The sequence below is a fragment of the Pullulanibacillus sp. KACC 23026 genome, from assembly GCF_029094525.1.
Classification (GTDB): domain Bacteria; phylum Bacillota; class Bacilli; order Bacillales; family Sporolactobacillaceae; genus KACC-23026.
In genome coordinates, this window is sequence record NZ_CP119107.1 from 192,149 (window position 1) to 210,417 (window position 18,269).

Consider the following 18,269-nt stretch of genomic DNA (forward strand, 5'->3'; position numbering starts at 1 on the left):
CTCCTCACATCAATTTGGCTTTTAATTCTTCCATCATTTTTAATAGTGAAAGCTGCATAACAACCTTTGTTCCTTTGTCAAAAAAGAGGTCATCCGCACTTGATACAAGGAGACAGATGGATACACCAAGCTTTCTTAAGAAAAGAAGCACGCCATCCTTTTGTTTGACGGCAGGGTAATGCTGCTCCAGTACGTCAAGCACCAACCTTCCCTCATCTAGCTGGATATTTCCGGATTCAAGCATGCTTTCCAGAATATAGAGGTAAAGCGTTTGGTCCACACTAAAGGGCTTTTCCGGGTTAAGATCTTTGGCATTTTCAAGGAAAAAGGAGAGGACCGCTTGTGAAGCAATGCCCCTTTTTAAAAGATCATCGCTCCCAAGGTTAAGTTCTTTTATATTTGGAGAGAACATGGAGGCAAGATCATCGAGTGACAGATCATCCTTAAGTGTCTGTATTTTTTCAATGCGCTCTAGTATTTTATCTTTTGGGAAGAAGGTTTCCTGGCCGGTAAAAGTTGATTTTCGGATAAACCAATCCTCAGGGATTAAGTTCTTCCGCTTCCAGCGATACAATTGCCCGTAAGAAATGCCAGTTGCCTCGAGCAAGTCCTTTTTTGAGATTAAATCTTGAGTCACCTTAAATTGCTCCCTTCATTAGGTAATAATGTAACATAACAATGTTACGTTTGTAAAGAGGCCTGTTACGCTATTATAGGAGCGATTTGACCAAGAGTTATTTAGTTTCAGAGGAGAGGGTATGAGGAGGAGATATAGAGGGCGCTGTCTAAGTATCAAAGTGAATCTCTATCATGCTAATGATCGGCTAGTAGACGATCTTCGTAAATGCGAAATGGAACAGAAGAACCGTCCCTGTGTTCCATTCCTGCGTTCCATTTTTTAAAAAAGATTGTGAATTGTTTACCGTTTTATTATAATAGATTTTAGGTGATAGGTTTATTTTGAGATGATAGCGTTTTCTGGTGATTTACGGGTTGATTAATCTATAGTTTAAAAGAAACGAGGAGGGGATTTTATGAAAAAACTGGTATCAGGTTTTATAGCTCTAGCTTTGTTTCTCTCATTAGCCATTGGTGTTTCTGCAAAAGGACCAACACATGGAGATATATATCACCAAATTGACCAAGCTAATACGAAAATTCAACAGGATATTGTTCAAGCTGAGCGGCAAGCCAATAAGCTTCTTGATCAATATAATAAATCTGTTGCCAATACAGATTCGCAATCCGCTAAATATGCTCAAAGGACTCAAATCTACCATAATCATCTCGACCAGCTTGTAACTAAACTTCTCGATCAAACAAGTAAAATCGCCTCTAAGACAGAAGCGGCAGCACAAAGCCAAGGAATCACGGTGGAGTCATTCAATGAAACGGTCAATATTACGGGATATGGACAGGTTTTGGTTGATCCTATTCGAGTAGTTGGAAGAAATTAATAAGTTGAACCTTAAACTTAATTCAATATTGTAATAATTAATAATAGAGTTCATAATTCTTTATGAACTCTATTTTTCTAGTGTAGGGGTGTGACATCAATGGAAGGCTTTACGTATGGTAGAAAGGGTTCTTTTTTAGATCAAGTAAAATATGATTTCAATGAGATTCGATTATTGTCACGAGGTGGAAATGTCGAGGTTCTTACACAAACAATTGAAAAAGACAAGCTTTTTTATGTTTATCCATCTGAAAGTGACCATGTGTTCGAATTTTATTTTATTGTCTCAGGAAAGGTGCTCTGTGAATTAGATGATGAAAAAATTGAACTCAATGCACAGGATTATTTTTCCTCAAAAGGCATAAAAGCTCCCGTCTATTTTAAGGCCTTAACTGAAGTGACCCTTCTATGGGTGATTACAGAACCTACATTTATCCATATGAGTGAGGATATTTCATCTTTTATGGAGCTTGTTAAACAAGTTGAGAAAAAAGATCCATATACAGAATTGCACAGTGATCGTGTTGCCAATTATGCGGTTAAGGTAGCACGAAAAATGCGACTCAACCCAAAACAGGTTGATAATCTCATTTTGGCTTCTTATCTCCATGATATTGGCAAAATGAATGTCCCTGAAGAGATACTGAATAAGCCTTCTTCTCTAACCCTTGAGGAGTTTGATTTGATTAAGAAACATCCAAGGGAAGGCGCACAAATGTTAAAAGGGACTTATGATAATCTAGTACCTATTATTGATCAGCATCATGAACGCCTTAATGGAACGGGATATCCAGATGGCCTTAAAGGTGATGCCATTTGTCTTGAGGCTCGCATCATTGCAGTCTGTGATACGTTTGATGCCATGACCGAGGACCGTGCCTATCGAAAGGCCTTCTCAGCCCAATATGCCATGAATGAGTTGAAACGATTGTCTGGCATTCATTATGACGCGGCTGTAGTTGACGCTTTTGAATTGGTATTAAAGGAAGAAGGAAAAATCTAAAAGCAGGTGCCCCTTAAAGATCGGCTGAATCTATTTTAGGCAGCTTTCAAGGTGTCGCAGCGCATTTGCTTTAGGAATTTAAATGGTTGAAGGATTCTAAAAAGATTGATAATATAAAAATTCAGAGGGTTATGTGTGACTGACGATTAAAGTGGGGAACCACAGGGGAGCACATAATGAGAATTGCCGTTCGTCTGGGCACAGGAAGGCAGGGAAGTGTTACCCATGCCTTTTTCTGATTAAATTATTGGAAAAGGATGTTATAAAATGAAACGTGTTTACAATTTTTCAGCTGGTCCATCAATGCTTCCTTTGCCTGTGTTAGAAAAAGCCCAAAAGGAATTTTTGAACTATGCAGATTCTGGCATGTCAGTACTTGAAATGAGTCATCGATCGGGTCTTTTCACCGACATTATCTCTCAGGCAGAACATCTTCTAAGAGAGCTCATGAAGATACCGGATTCCTACAAAGTCCTGTTTATGCAGGGGGGAGCCTCACAACAATTTGCCATGGTCCCTCTCAATCTTCTAGTAAATAACAAAAAAGCAGATTTTGTGAATACAGGATCCTGGTCAAAAAAGGCGATAAGTGAAGCGAAAAAGTATGGAGAGGCCCGCGTTATTGCTTCTTCTGAAGAAGAGGGATTTACCTTTATCCCACAGGTTGACATGAGTTTGATTCATTCAGATGCGGATTATGTTCATATTACAACGAACAATACAATTGAAGGAACTGCCTATTCAGAAATACCGGATACAGGTGGGATTCCACTCGTAGCCGATATGTCATCAAACATTTTATCTGAGGTCGTTGATGTGTCCAAGTTTGGGCTGATTTATGCAGGGGCACAGAAGAATATTGGTCCAGCTGGTTTGACTGTGGTCATCGTTCGAGAAGATCTTATCGGCCGAGCTCAAGAGACCTGCCCAACGATGCTTGATTATAAAACTTTCAGTACAACGAATTCCCTTTATAATACACCGCCAACATTCTCGATTTACATGGCAAAGCTTGTCTTTGAATGGCTTCAAAAATTAGGTGGTCTCCCGGAAATAGAACGCCAAAACCGTGAAAAGGCGGATCTTCTTTATACATTCCTTGAGGAGTCTGAGCTCTTTTCTTCACCGGTCCGACCTGATAGCCGTTCTATTATGAACATTCCTTTTATCATTCCAGGTCGAGAGCTGGATGCACTCTTTGTTAAAGAGGCTAAGGCAGCAGGACTTGAAACTTTGAAAGGTCATCGGTCTGTCGGCGGAATGCGCGCTAGCCTTTATAATGCCATGCCTATTGAAGGGGTAAGAGCGCTAGTTGAGTTCATGAAAGAGTTTGAGGTCCGACATCGTTAACATGACTAGTAGGGAAGGGTGCCTATAGGATTGACTTAAGTAGGCAGCCCTTTTTTAAATATGTAAGTGTTTCTATTATTTTGATTATTGTTTTCTTGAATGGTATATTAACAGTGAAAATGAATAGACCGCCCTGCGAGAGAATGCTAACATCAAATGCTTTAGGTCTAAACTGGAGGCACTTGAGAATGAGTCGGGGGATCAAAGACGATTTCAATGGGTTTGAGCGATTACTAGTTGATGAATTCTGTCAGAAGCTTAATAGAGATCTAACAGGCGAAGAGAGGCAGTTTATAAGTTGGCTAAGTCGGAAAATGGAAGAAGATAGGGAGAAAAATGTGGATTCGTCAGGCTGAGGGTTCGAGTGGGATGTCACGCTTAATGATTTCCTTTTTGAGCAGTTGGATAAAATCCGGGTTAAGTTCATATAGGATTGACTTGTAATAGACTTCGATAAGGAATTCGTTTGAAAGATGTTCCATCGCGCTTCACTCCTAGGTCAAAAGGATGATTTATTCCATAGTTTACCGAAATAAAAATAGGAAATCAATACCATTTTAAATAAAATTGCTAGAGATTGACTTGTAAAATCGAAAAGGCTATTCCTGCTAACCAAATCCATACCCTTTTAACTCGTTGAAAGGGATGGAGGAGGGATGAAGGAATAGCCTCTCTTTGTTACTTGAACCCATCTATTTTAGATAGTTCTCTAAAGGGATAGAGCTCAAAGCCAAAAGTTTAAGAGAATGGCCTTATTTTAAGATTTTTTTCATATAAATTTGCTCAGTAAAGGACTTGAATCCCAGTTCATTAAGTATACTCACTATTTCCGTATTATTAGAACGGAAATTGAAGGTGAAGCGACGGATAGCCAAGTCCAATGGCTGGAACAGCTCTTTTAAACCGAATAGGGCAATTTCGTAGGCATCAGAACGACTAGGAGCTATCCCAGCAGAGAATAGGGCAATCGCACTTAGTTGGCCTTCAGAGTTATATTGTTTTTTATACAGGAAGTAGCCGGCCTCTCCACTAGAATCAGAAATGATAAGCAGCTCTCCATCTTTTCGCAAGGATTGCCATTGAGTTTGCCAAGGAACGTCATCATTAATGATGGATATTCTACTAGCCTCAATAGCCAATCTATTCTGAGCGTTGTAAGAACGGGTGGGCTGCCCTAGTATATCTTTAGACAAGGCTTCCTTGTTTTCAAGGAAAACGAGAGTATCCATGACTGAATAGCCGTATTGTTTGTATAGATTAATCGCCTTTATATTAGATGAAGCGGCTTCTAAGGTGGCAATCTCAATATTGTGTTCTTTATAAAGAGCAATAGCTGCGTCCATTAGGGCTTTGCCCACCCCCTGATGGCGATGCTCTAAGGCAACTCCTGTTCCCCCATTCCAAGCGACCTTTAGTCCATTTATTGTGCGCTGACCATTTAATAGAATTCCAATAGGCTGATGATCCTGAAAAGCTACAAGGGACAACTCTGGTGAAAGCTCTTCGGTGCCAAACCGTTGAATGAAATAATCAAGGGCCATTTTTTGATTATAGAGATAACCTTCGAAGCCTTTGTTCCAAGTGTCCAGTGCCTCAGTGAATGTGAGTTCCTTCAGTGGTTTTATGGTAATCATGGATGATCTCCCTTTTGAAATATTTGGAAAACGAGCGACACCTTTAAAGAACATTGAAGTAAACATAGTTACATGAAAATTCGCTTGCTAGAAGTGAAAAGCTTGGAAACCCCTATTAAAACTGACCTGTCAGTTTTTTTGAGCGCGAGGCTGAAATACAGCCTGAGTTCTTATTCTTTAGTTAGAAGTTTGGATAACGCTAATTGTTCATAGAGTTCTAAGACTTCTTTAAAAGGATAGTCATCTTCTTCGATAAGAAGGTTAATAAAAACGCCATCTTCAAAGGCGAAAAACATTTCAGAAAAATGCTCTGCATTAATGTTCCTGCGAAATTCCCCGTTATCTTGTCCTTCTCTAATAATATCAATTAGAAGGGTACGGTACATCTGTAAGCGTTCAAGCATTTTTTCCTTTAATTCAGGGTAGCGGGAAGCATTTATCCAGAATTCAAGTTGTACGGCTGCCCATTTTCTTGTCGGTTCGCTTTTATAGGGCATGCCTTTCTTAAGCTGAAAGAGTTGCTTCATTTTTTCGGAAGCACTCTTTGCTTCAGCCATGCTCTTCTTAAGGGTCACTAAATCGGCCTCAGTTGCTTTTTCAAGCAAGGTTAAATAGATCTCTTCTTTGCTTTTGAAATAATTATAGACAGCCCCTTTACTCATCCCGCTATGAGTGACAATGTCATCTACTGTAGCGGCATGATAACCTTTTTCAGCAAAACAAGTCATAGCGCTATCCAATAATGCCTTCTTTTTCTGTTCTTTATATTCATCCGACACTTTCGGGGACATTGTTTTCCTCCTTGCTTTAAATCTTAAAAGCCAGTTCGACATATTGGCTTATCCTGGACAAAAAACATCTCGTTAAGGATAGGCAAATAAGAAGAATCGGATACATTAATAAGACCATAACGAAACAAATGATGGAATGGGACACTTCCCATAATAAGGGAAGAGAAGTCCGAGACATTAAGTGAAAGGGCGACATCAAATGGCCCTTCTCCCAAAGCAGCCTTCTTGATGAATCCATCAATAACTTGAACATAGGTATTGGTCTCGTTCTCTGGGTAGAAACGGTCTTGGATCGTCAGTTTTAATCGGCAGGTCACATGTCCAAAGCGGCGATAGGACAGCTGGTTCAATAATAAAGGGATGTTTGTAACCCGATACATAAGACCAACCCCAGAGGTATGTGCTTCATGATAAACATGTGGAATAACTTCATCCGTATCATTCCTAGGGTCATTTAAGAAAAAGTGAAAATCCTCATCTTGTGTATGGATCACTACTCGATTGACTTGGTCTGCTTGGGAATGAAAGAAGGTTGAAAAGGCCTTAAGGGCATCCGGATGGTTATAAATGAGTTCCTCAACTTGTAAATCATTGATCATAGTATTAGTTTCATGAGCTTTTTTAAATGAAAAGGAGAAATAACCGAGCAATTCTCCATTTTCTTCATAGCCAATCACATAGTGACCAGGGCGGGATAATAATTGTTTATACTCACTTTCACTTTTTTCAATCATACCATGATGCTCACTAAAAAATCTTGTATAACAAGCTTTGACCAATGGCTGGTCAACTTGTTTTAAAAAGGAGAGGCGACTCTTATTTTTATAATCATGAAAAGCGGTGGGCTTTATTCGATAGCGAGACATTTTCGTACCATAACCAAATCCCATCTTTTTATAGAAGTCAGGGCGAAATGGGTATAACAGGGTGAGGGGGCACTGCTTCTGATTAAAATGGTTGATAAAAGAGGTTAGAAGCTCTTTAGCAACTTTTTCTTTTTTGTGAAGCAGGTCAACGCCAACAAACCCGACACCTCCAACAGGGTGCCTTTTACCATACAAGTTCATGACAAAATGATGCAATCTCATCGCTCCAATTAATTCTTGATCGTTATAGTAGCCATAGAAGTTGAGAGAAGGGTCGCTTTCCTGCATGGATTGGAATTGGTCAACTGTTACAGAAATACTTTTCTCATCATAAGAAGCTATCCCTGGATAAGCTCCATTTAATAATTCGACTAAACGCGGTATATCCTCTAGTGGAATTTTTTTAATAAGACGGCTCACAGACACTTCTCCTTTGAGGTTATTAATTGGATAATTAAAAAAGACTAATCAGTTTATTTTATTGTCTCCAATTGTATGAGAGTTGTCAATAGAAGCAAAAATAAAAAAATAGAACTTTTTGAATTTTGTAATGGTCAACTAACGTTAATTAAATGATTTAAAAAACAATACCCGATTTGGCGTTGTCAACCACCTCCTCTGTTCCTGATGCAAGGCCTTATCAATAACTGTCATTCATTTAATGTTGTTCTACGTCTCTATCTTGCCTTGTGACCTAGTCCGGATGCCCATTTTAAAGGCCGTTCCCAATTTTAATGATAAAGTTCGAAAATAATTAGTTAGGCGAGTTATTCCGACACAATTCTGTGAATTCCGACGCCTTTCTTCCTCCTTTTTAGGCAAATAGTCCCGATAAAACAGCTGAATTTTTAGTCCAATTCCTCTAAAGCTCGCTTTTTTACTGGAGTTAATTATTTTGTATAAAATGCAGGACCTTTTTTGCAATTATTCATTGGAAATTCGCGAATCGTTTATCTGAAAACTTATATTATTTGATCGTCTGATTAATAGGTGGATTGTTCAGATAGTTATTGTTTGTAAAATAAATTAAATTATACATATAATCATAATAATTAGATTAATTAGGATTGAAACCATTTTATGGCGGTGTGAACTGTGAGTTTTCTAATGGGAAATCAGAAAGAAAAGCGGGCAAAAATACTTAAAGAGGCAACTCGGCTTTTCTCGAAGAAAGGGTTTCCCGGAAACAGCCATTGTCGATAGTGCAACTGCGCTAGCCTATTAGTTTTGGTTCTGTTTTTACCTATTTATCTCTTTGTTCACTGTATTTTTACATAGGGGTTTGGGGGCAAAAGAAGTCCAGAACCAGTCATCTAGATGCTTTTGGATAGGATTGATAGAAAGTGGAGGATTTTGGTAATAAAGAGGTGTGGTTAGCACTCGGGTGTTGAGAGTGCTAGGAGAATAGAGTAAAATAAAGAAAGATAAATTGAGGAGGGATCTCACTTCATGACAACGGAAAAAAGAGAATTTCAAGCTGAATCGAAGCGCCTTTTAGACATGATGATCCATTCGATCTACTCTCACAAGGACATTTTTTTAAGAGAGTTAATCTCAAATGCAAGTGACGCTATTGATAAGATCTACTACAAGGCGCTCACCGATGACCGCTTAACCTTTAACCAAGATGATTACTACATTAAGATTGAGGCTGACAAAGCCGCGCGAACACTGACTATTAAAGATACTGGAATTGGTATGACTGCTGAGGAACTCGAAAGCAATTTGGGGACCATTGCAAAAAGCGGCTCTCTTGCCTTTAAAAAGGAAGTCCAAATGGAGGAGGGTCAATCTATTATTGGTCAGTTCGGTGTCGGGTTCTATTCAGCCTTTATGGTAGCAGATGTCGTTACCGTTTATACAAAATCCCTTGAGAGTGATCAAGGCTACAAGTGGGAGTCAGAAGGCGCAGATGGCTATACGATTGAGCCTTTTAATAAAGCGGATGTTGGAACAAAGATTGTTCTTAAACTAAAAGACAACACAGATGATGAAAACTATGATGAATTTCTAGATGAGTATCGATTAAAGCAAATCATTAAGAAGTATTCTGACTTTATTCGCTATCCTATTAAAATGGATGTGACAGTCAGTAAGCCAAAAGCGGATAATGAAGAGGAGTATGAGGACGTTCTCGAGGAGCAAACGATTAACAGCATGGTGCCGATCTGGCGTAAAAACAAGAGTGAATTAACTGATGAGGATTATGAAGCCTTTTATGCAGATAAGCATTACGGTTTTGATAAGCCGCTAAAACACTTGCACATTAAGGTGGACGGAGCTGTCCGTTATAATGCCATTCTATATATCCCAGAACAAATTCCATTTGATTACTATTCCAAGGAATTTGAAAAAGGTCTTGAGCTCTATTCCAATGGCGTCTTAATCATGGAGAAATGTGCTGAGCTTTTACCGGATTATTTCAGCTTTGTTAAAGGGATGGTGGACTCAGAGGACTTGTCATTGAACATTTCCCGTGAGATTCTGCAGCAGGACCGCCAGCTTAAGCTGATTGCAAAGAATATTAAGAATAAGATTAAGAAAGAGCTTCAAACACTGATTAAAGATGAGCGCGAAAAATATGAAACGTTTTATAAGGCATTCGGCCGTCAGTTGAAGTTTGGTGTCTATAACGATTTCGGAGCAAATAAGGATGACTTAAAGGATCTGCTCATGTTTTATTCGTCTACCGAAAAGAAACTGGTCACGCTGGATGATTATGTATCACGGATGAAGGAAGACCAAAAATACATTTACTATGCCACTGGTGAAAGCTATGATCGGATTGAGAAGCTTCCGCAAACTGAGCTTGTGGCAGACAAGGGCTATGAGATTCTTTACTTCACCGAAGACATCGATGAATTTGCCATTAAGATGCTCATGACTTATGAAGAAAAAGAATTTAAATCGGTTTCTAGCGGTGACCTCGGACTAAATGACGAGTCAGAAAAAGAAACGGAAACAGAGGAAAAAGATAATCAAGGATTGTTTGATAAGATGGGTGATATTTTGGCAGGACAAGTTAAAGCAGTCAAACTGTCAAAACGTTTGAAGTCCCATCCGGTTTGCTTAACAGCAGATGGCGAAGTGACTATTGAGATGGAAAAGGTTTTGAGCATGATGCCGGACAACCAACATGTAAAAGCCGATAAAATTCTCGAGATCAATCCAAACCACGAGGTCTTCCAATCACTTAAAGAGGCCTTTGAAAAGGATCAAGAGAAGCTCGCCCTTTATACTAAGCTTCTTTATAATCAAGCCTTGCTGATTGAAGGCCTGCCGATCCAAGATCCAGTTGCCTTCACAAACGACATTTGCAAAGTGATGGTTTAACAAACAAAAGGTACAACAGCCCTTCCTATGGCTGTTGTACCTTTTTAATGAAACAGGGGGACGGTTCTTGCGTTTCAAAATCTGCAAAAAAAGAAAACTAAAATATACTTAAGAATCTAGACACCAATCTAAGAGAAGGGTGGGATTGTTTGATTACCTACTCAGAGCTTGTCCAAAAGCAGCGAGCCTTATTTAGGAGCGGCCAAACGCGATCATTGGCTTTTCGTACCCAGGCATTGCGAAAGCTTCGTGAGAGCATACGTCGGCATGAACGCGATTTGACAGCGGCGCTCAAACAGGATTTAAATAAATCAGAATTTGAATCGTATTCAACAGAAATCGGTGTGGTCCTAGCGGAAATAGGGTTTACCTTAAAACATCTTAGAAAGTGGATGAAGCCAAGGAAAGTTAAGACGCCTATCACTCATTTGGGGTCAACCGGCTACATCTATCAAGAGCCTTATGGGGTGGCCTTGATTATTGCCCCTTGGAACTATCCATTTCAATTAGCTGTGGCTCCTTTAATTGGGGCGATAGCAGCAGGAAACTGTGCCATTCTTAAACCATCTGAGCTCACCCCTTGCACATCTGCGGTCTTGGCCAAGCTTATTAATGAGGCTTTTCCTGAAGACTACATTAGAGTGATCGAAGGGGAAGTGGAGGTCAGCCAAGCCCTTTTAAAGGAAGATGTTGATTATATCTTTTTTACAGGGAGTGTCCCGGTCGGAAAAATAGTGATGGAGCAAGCTTCAAAGAACTTAACGCCTGTTACGCTTGAACTCGGTGGGAAAAGCCCCTGTATTGTCCATGAGGAGGCTAATCTCAAGCTTGCAGCTAAGCGCATTGCATGGGGGAAGTTTATGAATGCGGGCCAGACCTGTATTGCGCCGGACTATCTGTATGTCCATCAACCTATTAAAGCCCTTTTTTTGGAAGAGCTAACTAAAGCAATAAAAGAGCTGTATGGAGCTCAGCCCATTCAAAATCCCAATTTTACTCATATTGTCAGTGAACGTCACTTTGACCGTTTAACCACCTTCCTGTCAAATGGGGATTTGTATTATGGAGGAGAGACCGACCGGGACCAGCTTGCTATTGCACCTACCATTCTGACCAACCTAGACTGGCAAGCCCCTGTGATGCAGGATGAGATTTTCGGTCCTATCCTTCCTGTGCTGGAGTTTACCTCCCTAACAGAAGTCTTAAATGGGGTGCTTGATCATCCCAAACCATTATCCCTCTATCTTTTTTCTGAGAATCAATCCGTACAGGAGACCGTTCTTCAAACGCTTTCCTTTGGTGGTGGCTGTGTGAATGACACGGTCTATCATTTTGCCTCTCCTTATTTGCCGTTTGGCGGTGTCGGGAGCAGCGGGATAGGCGCTTACCATGGTAAAGGCAGCTTTGACACGTTTAGTCACGAAAAGAGCGTGTTGAAGCAAACGACCCGCTTTGATCTTCCCTATCGCTATCCAAACGTGAAGAATGGCTTGAAAAAAATAAAACGATTCTTGAAATAAAACGAATGTATAAACAACGATTCCTAGCTATTAGTAAACAGGGTGTCCACCGAGGCGGACGCCCTGTTATTTATTCAGATTAATTTAATTTATATTTCCTTATTTTATTATAGAGTGTCACACGTGAAATCCCTAGCATCTTAGCGGCGGCTGACTTGTTTCCGTATGTCTTTTCAAGGGCTTGTTGAATCGTCTTAAGTTCTTCAAGATCCCCTCTTTGTGGAGCAAGTTCAATGGGGAGTGCTTCAGGTTGAGTGGGAGACTTTCTCCCATTCATCAATAGATTATTAGGTAAGTGATGGGGATGAATGCCATCCTCGTCAGCCAGTATGATCATGTGTTCAATTGTATTTCGCAGCTGCCGGATATTTCCCCCCCATGGATGGTGAAGAAACGTATACATGACTTCAGGTGCAATAGTAGGGATAGGACGATGATATTTGTTGGAAAACTCCTGAACGAACAATTGGACAAGCTCTGGAATATCCTCTATACGACTGCGAAGAGGCGGAATTTGAATGGAGACGACATTCAATCGATAATAGAGGTCCTGCCGGAAGGTCCCCTCAGAAATCATCTCCTCCAAATTCCGATTCGTAGCGGCGATGATCCGAACATCAAACGGAATAGCCTTCGTTCCGCCGACACGGTAATAGTCCCTCTCTTGAAGAACACGAAGCAATTTGACTTGAAGATCGAGTGGCAATTCCCCAATCTCATCTAAAAAAAGGGTGCCTCCTTTTGCTAGATCAAATTTTCCTTGTTTGCCTTCTCGAGCAGCTCCTGTGAAGGCTCCCTTTTCATATCCAAATAGTTCACTTTCAAACAAAGAGGCTGGAATAGCGCCGCAGTTCAAATCGACAAAGGGTTTCTTAGCTCTAGAACTGGCTTTATGAATAGCTTGAGCGAAAAGTTCTTTGCCGACACCGCTTTCACCATTAATTAAGACAGAGGCATCTGTTCTGGCCACTTTTTTGGCTAGCGTTATCGCTGACAAGAGTTCAGGACTTCTCCCTTTAATTTTGTGGAAGGGGTCATTGGCGTTAATGGTATCAATTTTTTGCTCAAGAGCTTGAATATAAGCGGTTTGGCTTGCAAGTCCTTCATTTAATCGGACTAAATCATTAATATTGCGTTCAACAGAAAGTCCTCCGACTTGCTGCTTATTGATTTCGATTGGCCTTGTGCTCACTAAGACATGGACATCTGAACGGGACTGGTTATATTGATGCTCTATAATGGTGCCGTTCTTTAAAGTATTCATAAGCATGAGGGATTCCTCTTTGAAGAAATCCGTGATGGGCTTACCGATGATCTCTTCTTGGTCGCATTGGTAGAGCTTTTCGGCGCTTTTGTTCCAAGATAAAACGATTCCATTTTGGTCGACAACGGTTACCGCATCTTCAACCGCTTGAAGAAGGGCTTCATAAAAGTGTGAAGTGGTTTGCCACAAATTATATAACGTGTGAGTCAGGAGAGAGTGCGGAATCCACCCCACATAATCTCCTTTAGAATTTATGAGGGCAATATCCTGACACAACATGGAAGGGTCCAGGGCTGACAAAAGCGTCTCTTGGGAGAGGGTCACCAAATGCTTGCGGGATGGGGTCTCATCCCATGGTAAGGCAATCGCGTTCAGGGTCAGATCAAATGGAATCAAATTTATCGCCTCCATAATAAGTGAGTGGTGAGTGGTGCCTTTTTCTATTAATCTATTAAAAGTAAAATTGAGAAATCAGAGATGGGTTGCTTCATGAATGTGAGCGTCATAGCGTTCTATTTGTGAAACAACCATTTACACGTGTAAATGCTATATTAACATAATCTTTACAATTATGTTTAATTACAGTTTACACTTTATTGGGGAATCCTTTCAATAGCGGGTTTTTAATGTTGGCATGAAAATTGCATAGTAATGGGTAGTAAGAAACGACTAATTATTTGGAGGGATTTAAAAATGGTTACAGCTTACCGTCACGAACCTTTCACAGACTTTACTATAGAAGAAAATAAGCAAGCGATTCAAGAAGCCTTAAGAAATCTTAACAGCCAGCTTGGTGAGCATTTTCCATTGGTCATTGGAGGAGAACGCATTCAAACGGAAGAACAGGTCATCTCCTATAATCCGGCTAATAAGACAGAGGTTATTGGAACGGTCTCAAAGGTGAATAAAGAGTTGGCCGAAAAAGCCATGCAAGTCGCTCTCGAAACCTTTGAAACATGGAAAAATTGGGATCCTGAATCACGTGCGCGCATTCTATTTAAGGCAGCGGCCATTATTCGTCGCCGCAAACAGGAATTCAATGCTTACTTGGTCAAAGAAGGCGGCAAGCCTTGGAAAGAAGCGGATGGTGAAACCGCGGAGTGCATTGATTTCTTAGAATACTACGGCCGCCAAATGCTTCGGTTAAAAAATGGTTCAAAAGTGAACAGCCGGGCCAATGAATTTAACACTTTTACTTATATTCCTCTCGGTGTCGGGATTGTCATTTCACCGTTTAACTTTTCATTAGCGATTATGGGTGGAACAACTGTTGCTGCAATCGTAACAGGTAACACCGTGTTGCTAAAACCATCTGATCGTACTCCTGTTGTTGCAGCTAAGTTTGTCGAGGTAATGGAGGAAGCCGGATTACCGGCAGGTGTTCTTAATTATATTCCTGGTGCTGAGCCAGAAATCGGGGATTATTTGGTTGGACATCCCAAAACTCGTTTTGTTTCCTTCACAGGTTCCCGTGCGGTTGGCTGCCATATCTATGAGCACGCAGCCAAGGTTCAGCCCGGTCAAAAATGGCTAAAGCGGGTTATCGCTGAAATGGGCGGTAAGGATACAGTTGTCGTAGATGAATCAGCAGACATCGATTTGGCTGTTGAATCCATTGTGTACTCTGCATTTGGTTATGCCGGCCAAAAATGCTCTGCAGGCTCTAGAGCGGTCGTTCATGAGAAGATCTATGATGAAGTGCTTGAAAAGTGTGTGGCACTGACTAAGACGTTAACCGTTGGCACCCCTGAGGAAGGTCAATATATGGGGCCGGTTATCGATAAAGGCCAATTCGATAAGATTATGAATTATATCGAGATCGGTAAAGGGGAAGGTCGTTTAGTAACAGGCGGCGAGGGTGATGACTCAATCGGTTACTTCATCCAGCCAACGATTATTGCGGATGTCGATGAAAAAGCACGGATTATGCAAGAGGAAATCTTTGGGCCAGTCCTTGCTTTCTGTAAAGCTAAAGATATGGATCATCTGATGGAGATTGCGAATAACACAGAGTACGGCTTAACAGGCGCCTTCCTTTCGAAAAACCAAGCTCATTTAGAGCGTGCCCGCCGTGAATTCCATGTCGGGAATCTTTACCTTAACCGTGGCTGTACAGCAGCGATTGTAGGGTATCAGCCTTTTGGCGGTTTCAACATGTCAGGAACCGACTCCAAAGCAGGAGGTCCGGATTACTTAATTCAGCACATGCAGGCTAAATCCATTGGTGAGCAGCTTTAATACTAGGGGATTACCCGAATTAGCCGTTTACCTTTGGGCAAACAAGCTCCAAAGGATTTGAATACTATTAAATTAAGAGACTAAAAAACTTTAGGTAAAGTAAATTGATCCCTGAGCGGTGCCGTTAAATTGTCTGTACCGCTCAAGTGTTCTATTTCCCTTAAAATAAGGAGGTTATGTTCATGTTGGCAGCCGTTTCTAAAAGTTTCTTCTATGCCTTATCAGAAAATAAATCATTAAATAAAGCGGCAAAAAAATGGGGATTTAGATTTGGTGCAGGACAGGTAGTGGCAGGAGTAGACATTGAAAGTGCCATTCGAAAGGTCAAGGAATTAAATGATCTAGGGATTACAGCTACACTCGATCATCTAGGAGAGTTTGTTTCAAGCCGTGAAGAGGCCACCGAATCAACCGATTATTGTATAAAAGTATTGGAAGCGATTGCTGAATCAGGTGTGAAAAGTACGCTTTCAGTCAAAATGACGCAACTTGGCTTAGACATTGATCAAGAATTTTGTTTTGAGAATATGTGCCGTATTCTTGAAACGGCCAAAACTCATGATCTATTTGTTCAAATCGATATGGAAGACTTTAAAAGATGCCAAATTACATTGGATATGGTTAAGCGTCTTCGCCAAACGTATGATAATGTTGGAACGGTTATTCAAGGCTATCTTTATCGATCTGAGGAAGATCTTGATCAGTTAAACGGGGTTGTGCTTCGATTAGTAAAAGGGGCTTATAAAGAACCGGCAGAAGTCGCTTTTCAAGAAAAGAGCCAGGTGGATGACAACTATTGGAAGCTTATTCAAAAACGGCTTCTAGAGGGTACGTTTACGGCCATTGGTTCCCATGACCATAACATAATTAATAAAGTTAAAGCCTTCGCCAAAGAGCATCATATACCTAATGATCAATTTGAGTTCCAAATGTTGTATGGCTTCCGAACTGAATTACAGGAACAACTGGTTAAGGAAGGGTATAACATGCGTGTTTATATTCCTTTTGGAACGGATTGGTTTGGTTATTTTATGCGCCGTTTGGCCGAACGTCCGCAAAATGTCAGCTTTGCCTTAAAAGGATTGTTATCAAAATAAGGCAGAAAATAGGAGGAGATGGCACTCCATACCCTCCTAACTTATTTCCTCTATTTTTTTTGAGATTAAAAGAAAGCGCTTTCCGATAGCCTTTTAGTAATAAAATAGAGCTTGCATGAATCTGTTAGGTTAGTAGGAGGTGACAACCGTTTAGATAAATGAGATTATACAGGATAATTAAACCAATAACGAAAGAGGGTATGAGATGAAAACGGAAGTCATTATTGCGTTAGGGATTTACATGGTCGCCATGCTTTTAATCGGATTTTGGGCTTATCGAAAAACGTCCACATTATCGGGCTACATGCTTGGAGATCGTGGTTTGGGTCCCGCGGTGACTGCTTTGTCTGCAGGGGCTTCAGATATGAGTGGTTGGTTAGTGATGGGTTTGCCGGGTGCGATGTATGCCACGGGAATTTCGAACCTGTGGCTACCCATTGGACTTACCATTGGTGCTTATTTTAACTATCGGTTGTTGGCACCAAGATTAAGGACTTATACAGAAGTGGCGAATGATTCGATTACTATCCCGGACTTTTTAGAGAATCGCTTTAACGATAAAACAAATATTTTGCGCCTTGTATCAGGACTGGTTATATTCGTCTTTTTTATCTTTTACACGTCTTCTGGTATGGTGTCAGGTGGAACCCTTTTTCAAAGTGCCTTTGGGTTAAATTACAAAGTCGGCCTTCTGGTTACAGCGGTCGTCGTCTTGCTATACACGCTTTTTGGCGGGTTCCTCGCGGTGAGTATGACCGATTTTGTTCAAGGAACGATAATGTTTATTGCTCTTATACTAGTCCCTGTTATAGCCTTTACTAAAGTCGGTGGTGTACATCCGGTCGTTCATGATCTAAGGACAATTGATCCTTCCCTTTTAAATCTATTCAAGGGGACATCAGTTCTTGGTATTATTGGCTTACTCGCTTGGGGACTAGGGTATTTTGGTCAGCCCCATATCATTGTACGTTTTATGGCCATTAAATCAGTTAAGGAGTTAAAAGCAGCGCGGAGAATTGGAATCGGCTGGATGATTTTAACTTTGCTTGGCGCTTCAGCAGTTGGGTTAGTCGGTATTTCTTACTTTGCTCATCATGGCGGAACCCTTAAAAATCCAGAAACTGTTTTTGTTCAGTTTGCGAATTTGCTCTTTAATCCAATTATCACAGGGTTTATTTTAGCCGCGATGTTAGCCGCGATCATGAGTACGATCTCGTCCCAATTACTGGTGACCGCTTCTGCATTAACCGAGGATTTTTATAAGACGTTTATCCATCGAAAGGATTCTGATAAAGTGTTAGTTTTGGTGGGGCGGCTTGCGGTTCTCTTAGTTGCAGTCATTGCGTTTCTCATGTCTTTAAATCCAAACAATACGATTCTTAATCTTGTCAGCCATGCTTGGGCAGGGTTCGGCTCCGCATTCGGTCCAATTATTCTGCTAAGTTTATTTTGGAAACGCATGAGTAAATGGGGAGCGCTTGCTGGAATGGTTGTGGGTGGTCTAACGGTTATTATTTGGGTATCAACGGGATTATCCAACACGTTATACGAAATGGTGCCTGGGTTTATTCTAAGCTGGGTGGCATCTTGGGTTGTTAGTCTCCTTAATCAGGAGCCCGCTAAAGAGATACAAGATCAGTTTAAGGAAATGGAAGAAAAATTGCATGCTTGATAGATTGAGACGGCGAACAGCCGTCTCTTTACTATTTTTGAGAAG

Annotated in this window: 15 protein-coding genes and 1 riboswitch; of the genes, 9 read left to right on the forward strand and 6 right to left on the reverse strand. The window is 40.7% G+C overall.

Translation table 11 applies throughout. From position 1 onward, the window contains the following. Nucleotides 1–4: 4 nt before the first annotated feature. Nucleotides 5–637, reverse strand: coding sequence for a YhbD family protein (locus tag PU629_RS00895; protein ID WP_275282379.1), 633 nt, complete (start codon nucleotides 635–637; stop codon nucleotides 5–7). Between the two features lie 397 nt (nucleotides 638–1,034). On the opposite strand from PU629_RS00895, the gene PU629_RS00900 reads away from it, so the two are divergent. The 4 genes from PU629_RS00900 to PU629_RS00915 all read left to right on the forward strand — a co-directional run bounded on the left by PU629_RS00900 (nucleotide 1,035) and on the right by PU629_RS00915 (nucleotide 4,165). After that, nucleotides 1,035–1,457, forward strand: a complete 423-nt coding sequence (locus tag PU629_RS00900) for a hypothetical protein (RefSeq protein ID WP_275282380.1) — start codon at nucleotides 1,035–1,037, stop codon at nucleotides 1,455–1,457. A 99-nt stretch (nucleotides 1,458–1,556) separates the two neighbouring features. Next, nucleotides 1,557–2,459 carry an HD domain-containing phosphohydrolase gene (locus tag PU629_RS00905; RefSeq protein ID WP_275282381.1) on the forward strand — a complete coding sequence of 301 codons (903 nt, stop codon included), beginning with the start codon at nucleotides 1,557–1,559 and terminating at the stop codon, nucleotides 2,457–2,459. Between the two features lie 125 nt (nucleotides 2,460–2,584). Beyond that, nucleotides 2,585–2,666: riboswitch (ZMP/ZTP riboswitch) on the forward strand. A gap of 60 nt (nucleotides 2,667–2,726) precedes the next feature. After that, on the forward strand, nucleotides 2,727–3,809 hold the full coding sequence (gene serC / locus PU629_RS00910) for a 3-phosphoserine/phosphohydroxythreonine transaminase (RefSeq protein WP_275282382.1): 1,083 nt from the start codon (nucleotides 2,727–2,729) through the stop codon (nucleotides 3,807–3,809). Between the two features lie 188 nt (nucleotides 3,810–3,997). Then, complete coding sequence (locus PU629_RS00915; RefSeq protein ID WP_275282383.1) at nucleotides 3,998–4,165, forward strand: hypothetical protein; 168 nt, start codon at nucleotides 3,998–4,000, stop codon at nucleotides 4,163–4,165. Here the strand turns inward: PU629_RS00915 and PU629_RS00920 are convergent. The 4 genes from PU629_RS00920 to PU629_RS00935 form a co-directional block, all read right to left on the reverse strand. Next, nucleotides 4,157–4,291 carry a sporulation histidine kinase inhibitor Sda gene (locus PU629_RS00920; protein ID WP_275282384.1) on the reverse strand — a complete coding sequence of 45 codons (135 nt, stop codon included), beginning with the start codon at nucleotides 4,289–4,291 and terminating at the stop codon, nucleotides 4,157–4,159. The genes PU629_RS00915 and PU629_RS00920 overlap by 9 nt on opposite strands. A gap of 270 nt (nucleotides 4,292–4,561) precedes the next feature. Beyond that, on the reverse strand, nucleotides 4,562–5,443 hold the full coding sequence (locus PU629_RS00925; RefSeq protein WP_275282385.1) for a GNAT family N-acetyltransferase: 882 nt from the start codon (nucleotides 5,441–5,443) through the stop codon (nucleotides 4,562–4,564). Nucleotides 5,444–5,613: 170 nt separating this feature from the next. Continuing rightward, nucleotides 5,614–6,234, reverse strand: coding sequence for a TetR/AcrR family transcriptional regulator (locus PU629_RS00930; RefSeq protein WP_275282386.1), 621 nt, complete (start codon nucleotides 6,232–6,234; stop codon nucleotides 5,614–5,616). Nucleotides 6,235–6,257: 23 nt separating this feature from the next. Continuing rightward, nucleotides 6,258–7,520 carry a GNAT family N-acetyltransferase gene (locus tag PU629_RS00935; protein ID WP_275282387.1) on the reverse strand — a complete coding sequence of 421 codons (1,263 nt, stop codon included), beginning with the start codon at nucleotides 7,518–7,520 and terminating at the stop codon, nucleotides 6,258–6,260. Between the two features lie 1,029 nt (nucleotides 7,521–8,549). On the opposite strand from PU629_RS00935, the gene htpG reads away from it, so the two are divergent. Both htpG and PU629_RS00945 read left to right on the forward strand, forming a co-directional pair. Then, complete coding sequence (gene htpG, locus PU629_RS00940; protein WP_275282388.1) at nucleotides 8,550–10,433, forward strand: molecular chaperone HtpG; 1,884 nt, start codon at nucleotides 8,550–8,552, stop codon at nucleotides 10,431–10,433. A gap of 149 nt (nucleotides 10,434–10,582) precedes the next feature. Continuing rightward, nucleotides 10,583–11,953 carry an aldehyde dehydrogenase gene (locus tag PU629_RS00945; protein ID WP_275282389.1) on the forward strand — a complete coding sequence of 457 codons (1,371 nt, stop codon included), beginning with the start codon at nucleotides 10,583–10,585 and terminating at the stop codon, nucleotides 11,951–11,953. 79 nt (nucleotides 11,954–12,032) lie between these two features. Here the strand turns inward: PU629_RS00945 and PU629_RS00950 are convergent, their stop codons facing one another. Beyond that, a complete protein-coding gene (locus PU629_RS00950; RefSeq protein ID WP_275282390.1) occupies nucleotides 12,033–13,613 on the reverse strand; it encodes a sigma-54 interaction domain-containing protein in 1,581 nt (526 codons plus the stop codon). A gap of 297 nt (nucleotides 13,614–13,910) precedes the next feature. Here PU629_RS00950 and pruA point away from each other — a divergent pair, with 297 nt between their 5' ends. The 3 genes from pruA (at nucleotide 13,911) to putP (ending at nucleotide 18,224) form a co-directional block, all read left to right on the forward strand. After that, on the forward strand, nucleotides 13,911–15,455 hold the full coding sequence (gene pruA / locus PU629_RS00955; RefSeq protein ID WP_275282391.1) for an L-glutamate gamma-semialdehyde dehydrogenase: 1,545 nt from the start codon (nucleotides 13,911–13,913) through the stop codon (nucleotides 15,453–15,455). A 182-nt stretch (nucleotides 15,456–15,637) separates the two neighbouring features. Continuing rightward, complete coding sequence (locus tag PU629_RS00960) at nucleotides 15,638–16,552, forward strand: proline dehydrogenase (RefSeq protein ID WP_275282392.1); 915 nt, start codon at nucleotides 15,638–15,640, stop codon at nucleotides 16,550–16,552. 205 nt (nucleotides 16,553–16,757) lie between these two features. Beyond that, entirely contained in the window at nucleotides 16,758–18,224 is a 1,467-nt protein-coding gene (gene putP, locus PU629_RS00965; protein WP_275282393.1) for a sodium/proline symporter PutP, read from the forward strand. Nucleotides 18,225–18,269: the final 45 nt, after the last annotated feature.

Excerpts from the sequence above, each read along its gene's own strand:
- htpG (WP_275282388.1), top strand. The coding sequence starts at position 8,550 with ATGACAACGGAAAAAAGAGAATTTCAAGCTGAATCGAAGCGCCTTTTA.
- serC (WP_275282382.1), top strand. The coding sequence starts at position 2,727 with ATGAAACGTGTTTACAATTTTTCAGCTGGTCCATCAATGCTTCCTTTG.
- PU629_RS00915 (WP_275282383.1), top strand. The coding sequence starts at position 3,998 with ATGAGTCGGGGGATCAAAGACGATTTCAATGGGTTTGAGCGATTACTA.
- PU629_RS00920 (WP_275282384.1), bottom strand. The coding sequence starts at position 4,291 with ATGGAACATCTTTCAAACGAATTCCTTATCGAAGTCTATTACAAGTCA.
- PU629_RS00960 (WP_275282392.1), top strand. The coding sequence starts at position 15,638 with ATGTTGGCAGCCGTTTCTAAAAGTTTCTTCTATGCCTTATCAGAAAAT.
- PU629_RS00930 (WP_275282386.1), bottom strand. The coding sequence starts at position 6,234 with ATGTCCCCGAAAGTGTCGGATGAATATAAAGAACAGAAAAAGAAGGCA.
- pruA (WP_275282391.1), top strand. The coding sequence starts at position 13,911 with ATGGTTACAGCTTACCGTCACGAACCTTTCACAGACTTTACTATAGAA.
- PU629_RS00905 (WP_275282381.1), top strand. The coding sequence starts at position 1,557 with ATGGAAGGCTTTACGTATGGTAGAAAGGGTTCTTTTTTAGATCAAGTA.
- PU629_RS00925 (WP_275282385.1), bottom strand. The coding sequence starts at position 5,443 with ATGATTACCATAAAACCACTGAAGGAACTCACATTCACTGAGGCACTG.
- PU629_RS00900 (WP_275282380.1), top strand. The coding sequence starts at position 1,035 with ATGAAAAAACTGGTATCAGGTTTTATAGCTCTAGCTTTGTTTCTCTCA.
- putP (WP_275282393.1), top strand. The coding sequence starts at position 16,758 with ATGAAAACGGAAGTCATTATTGCGTTAGGGATTTACATGGTCGCCATG.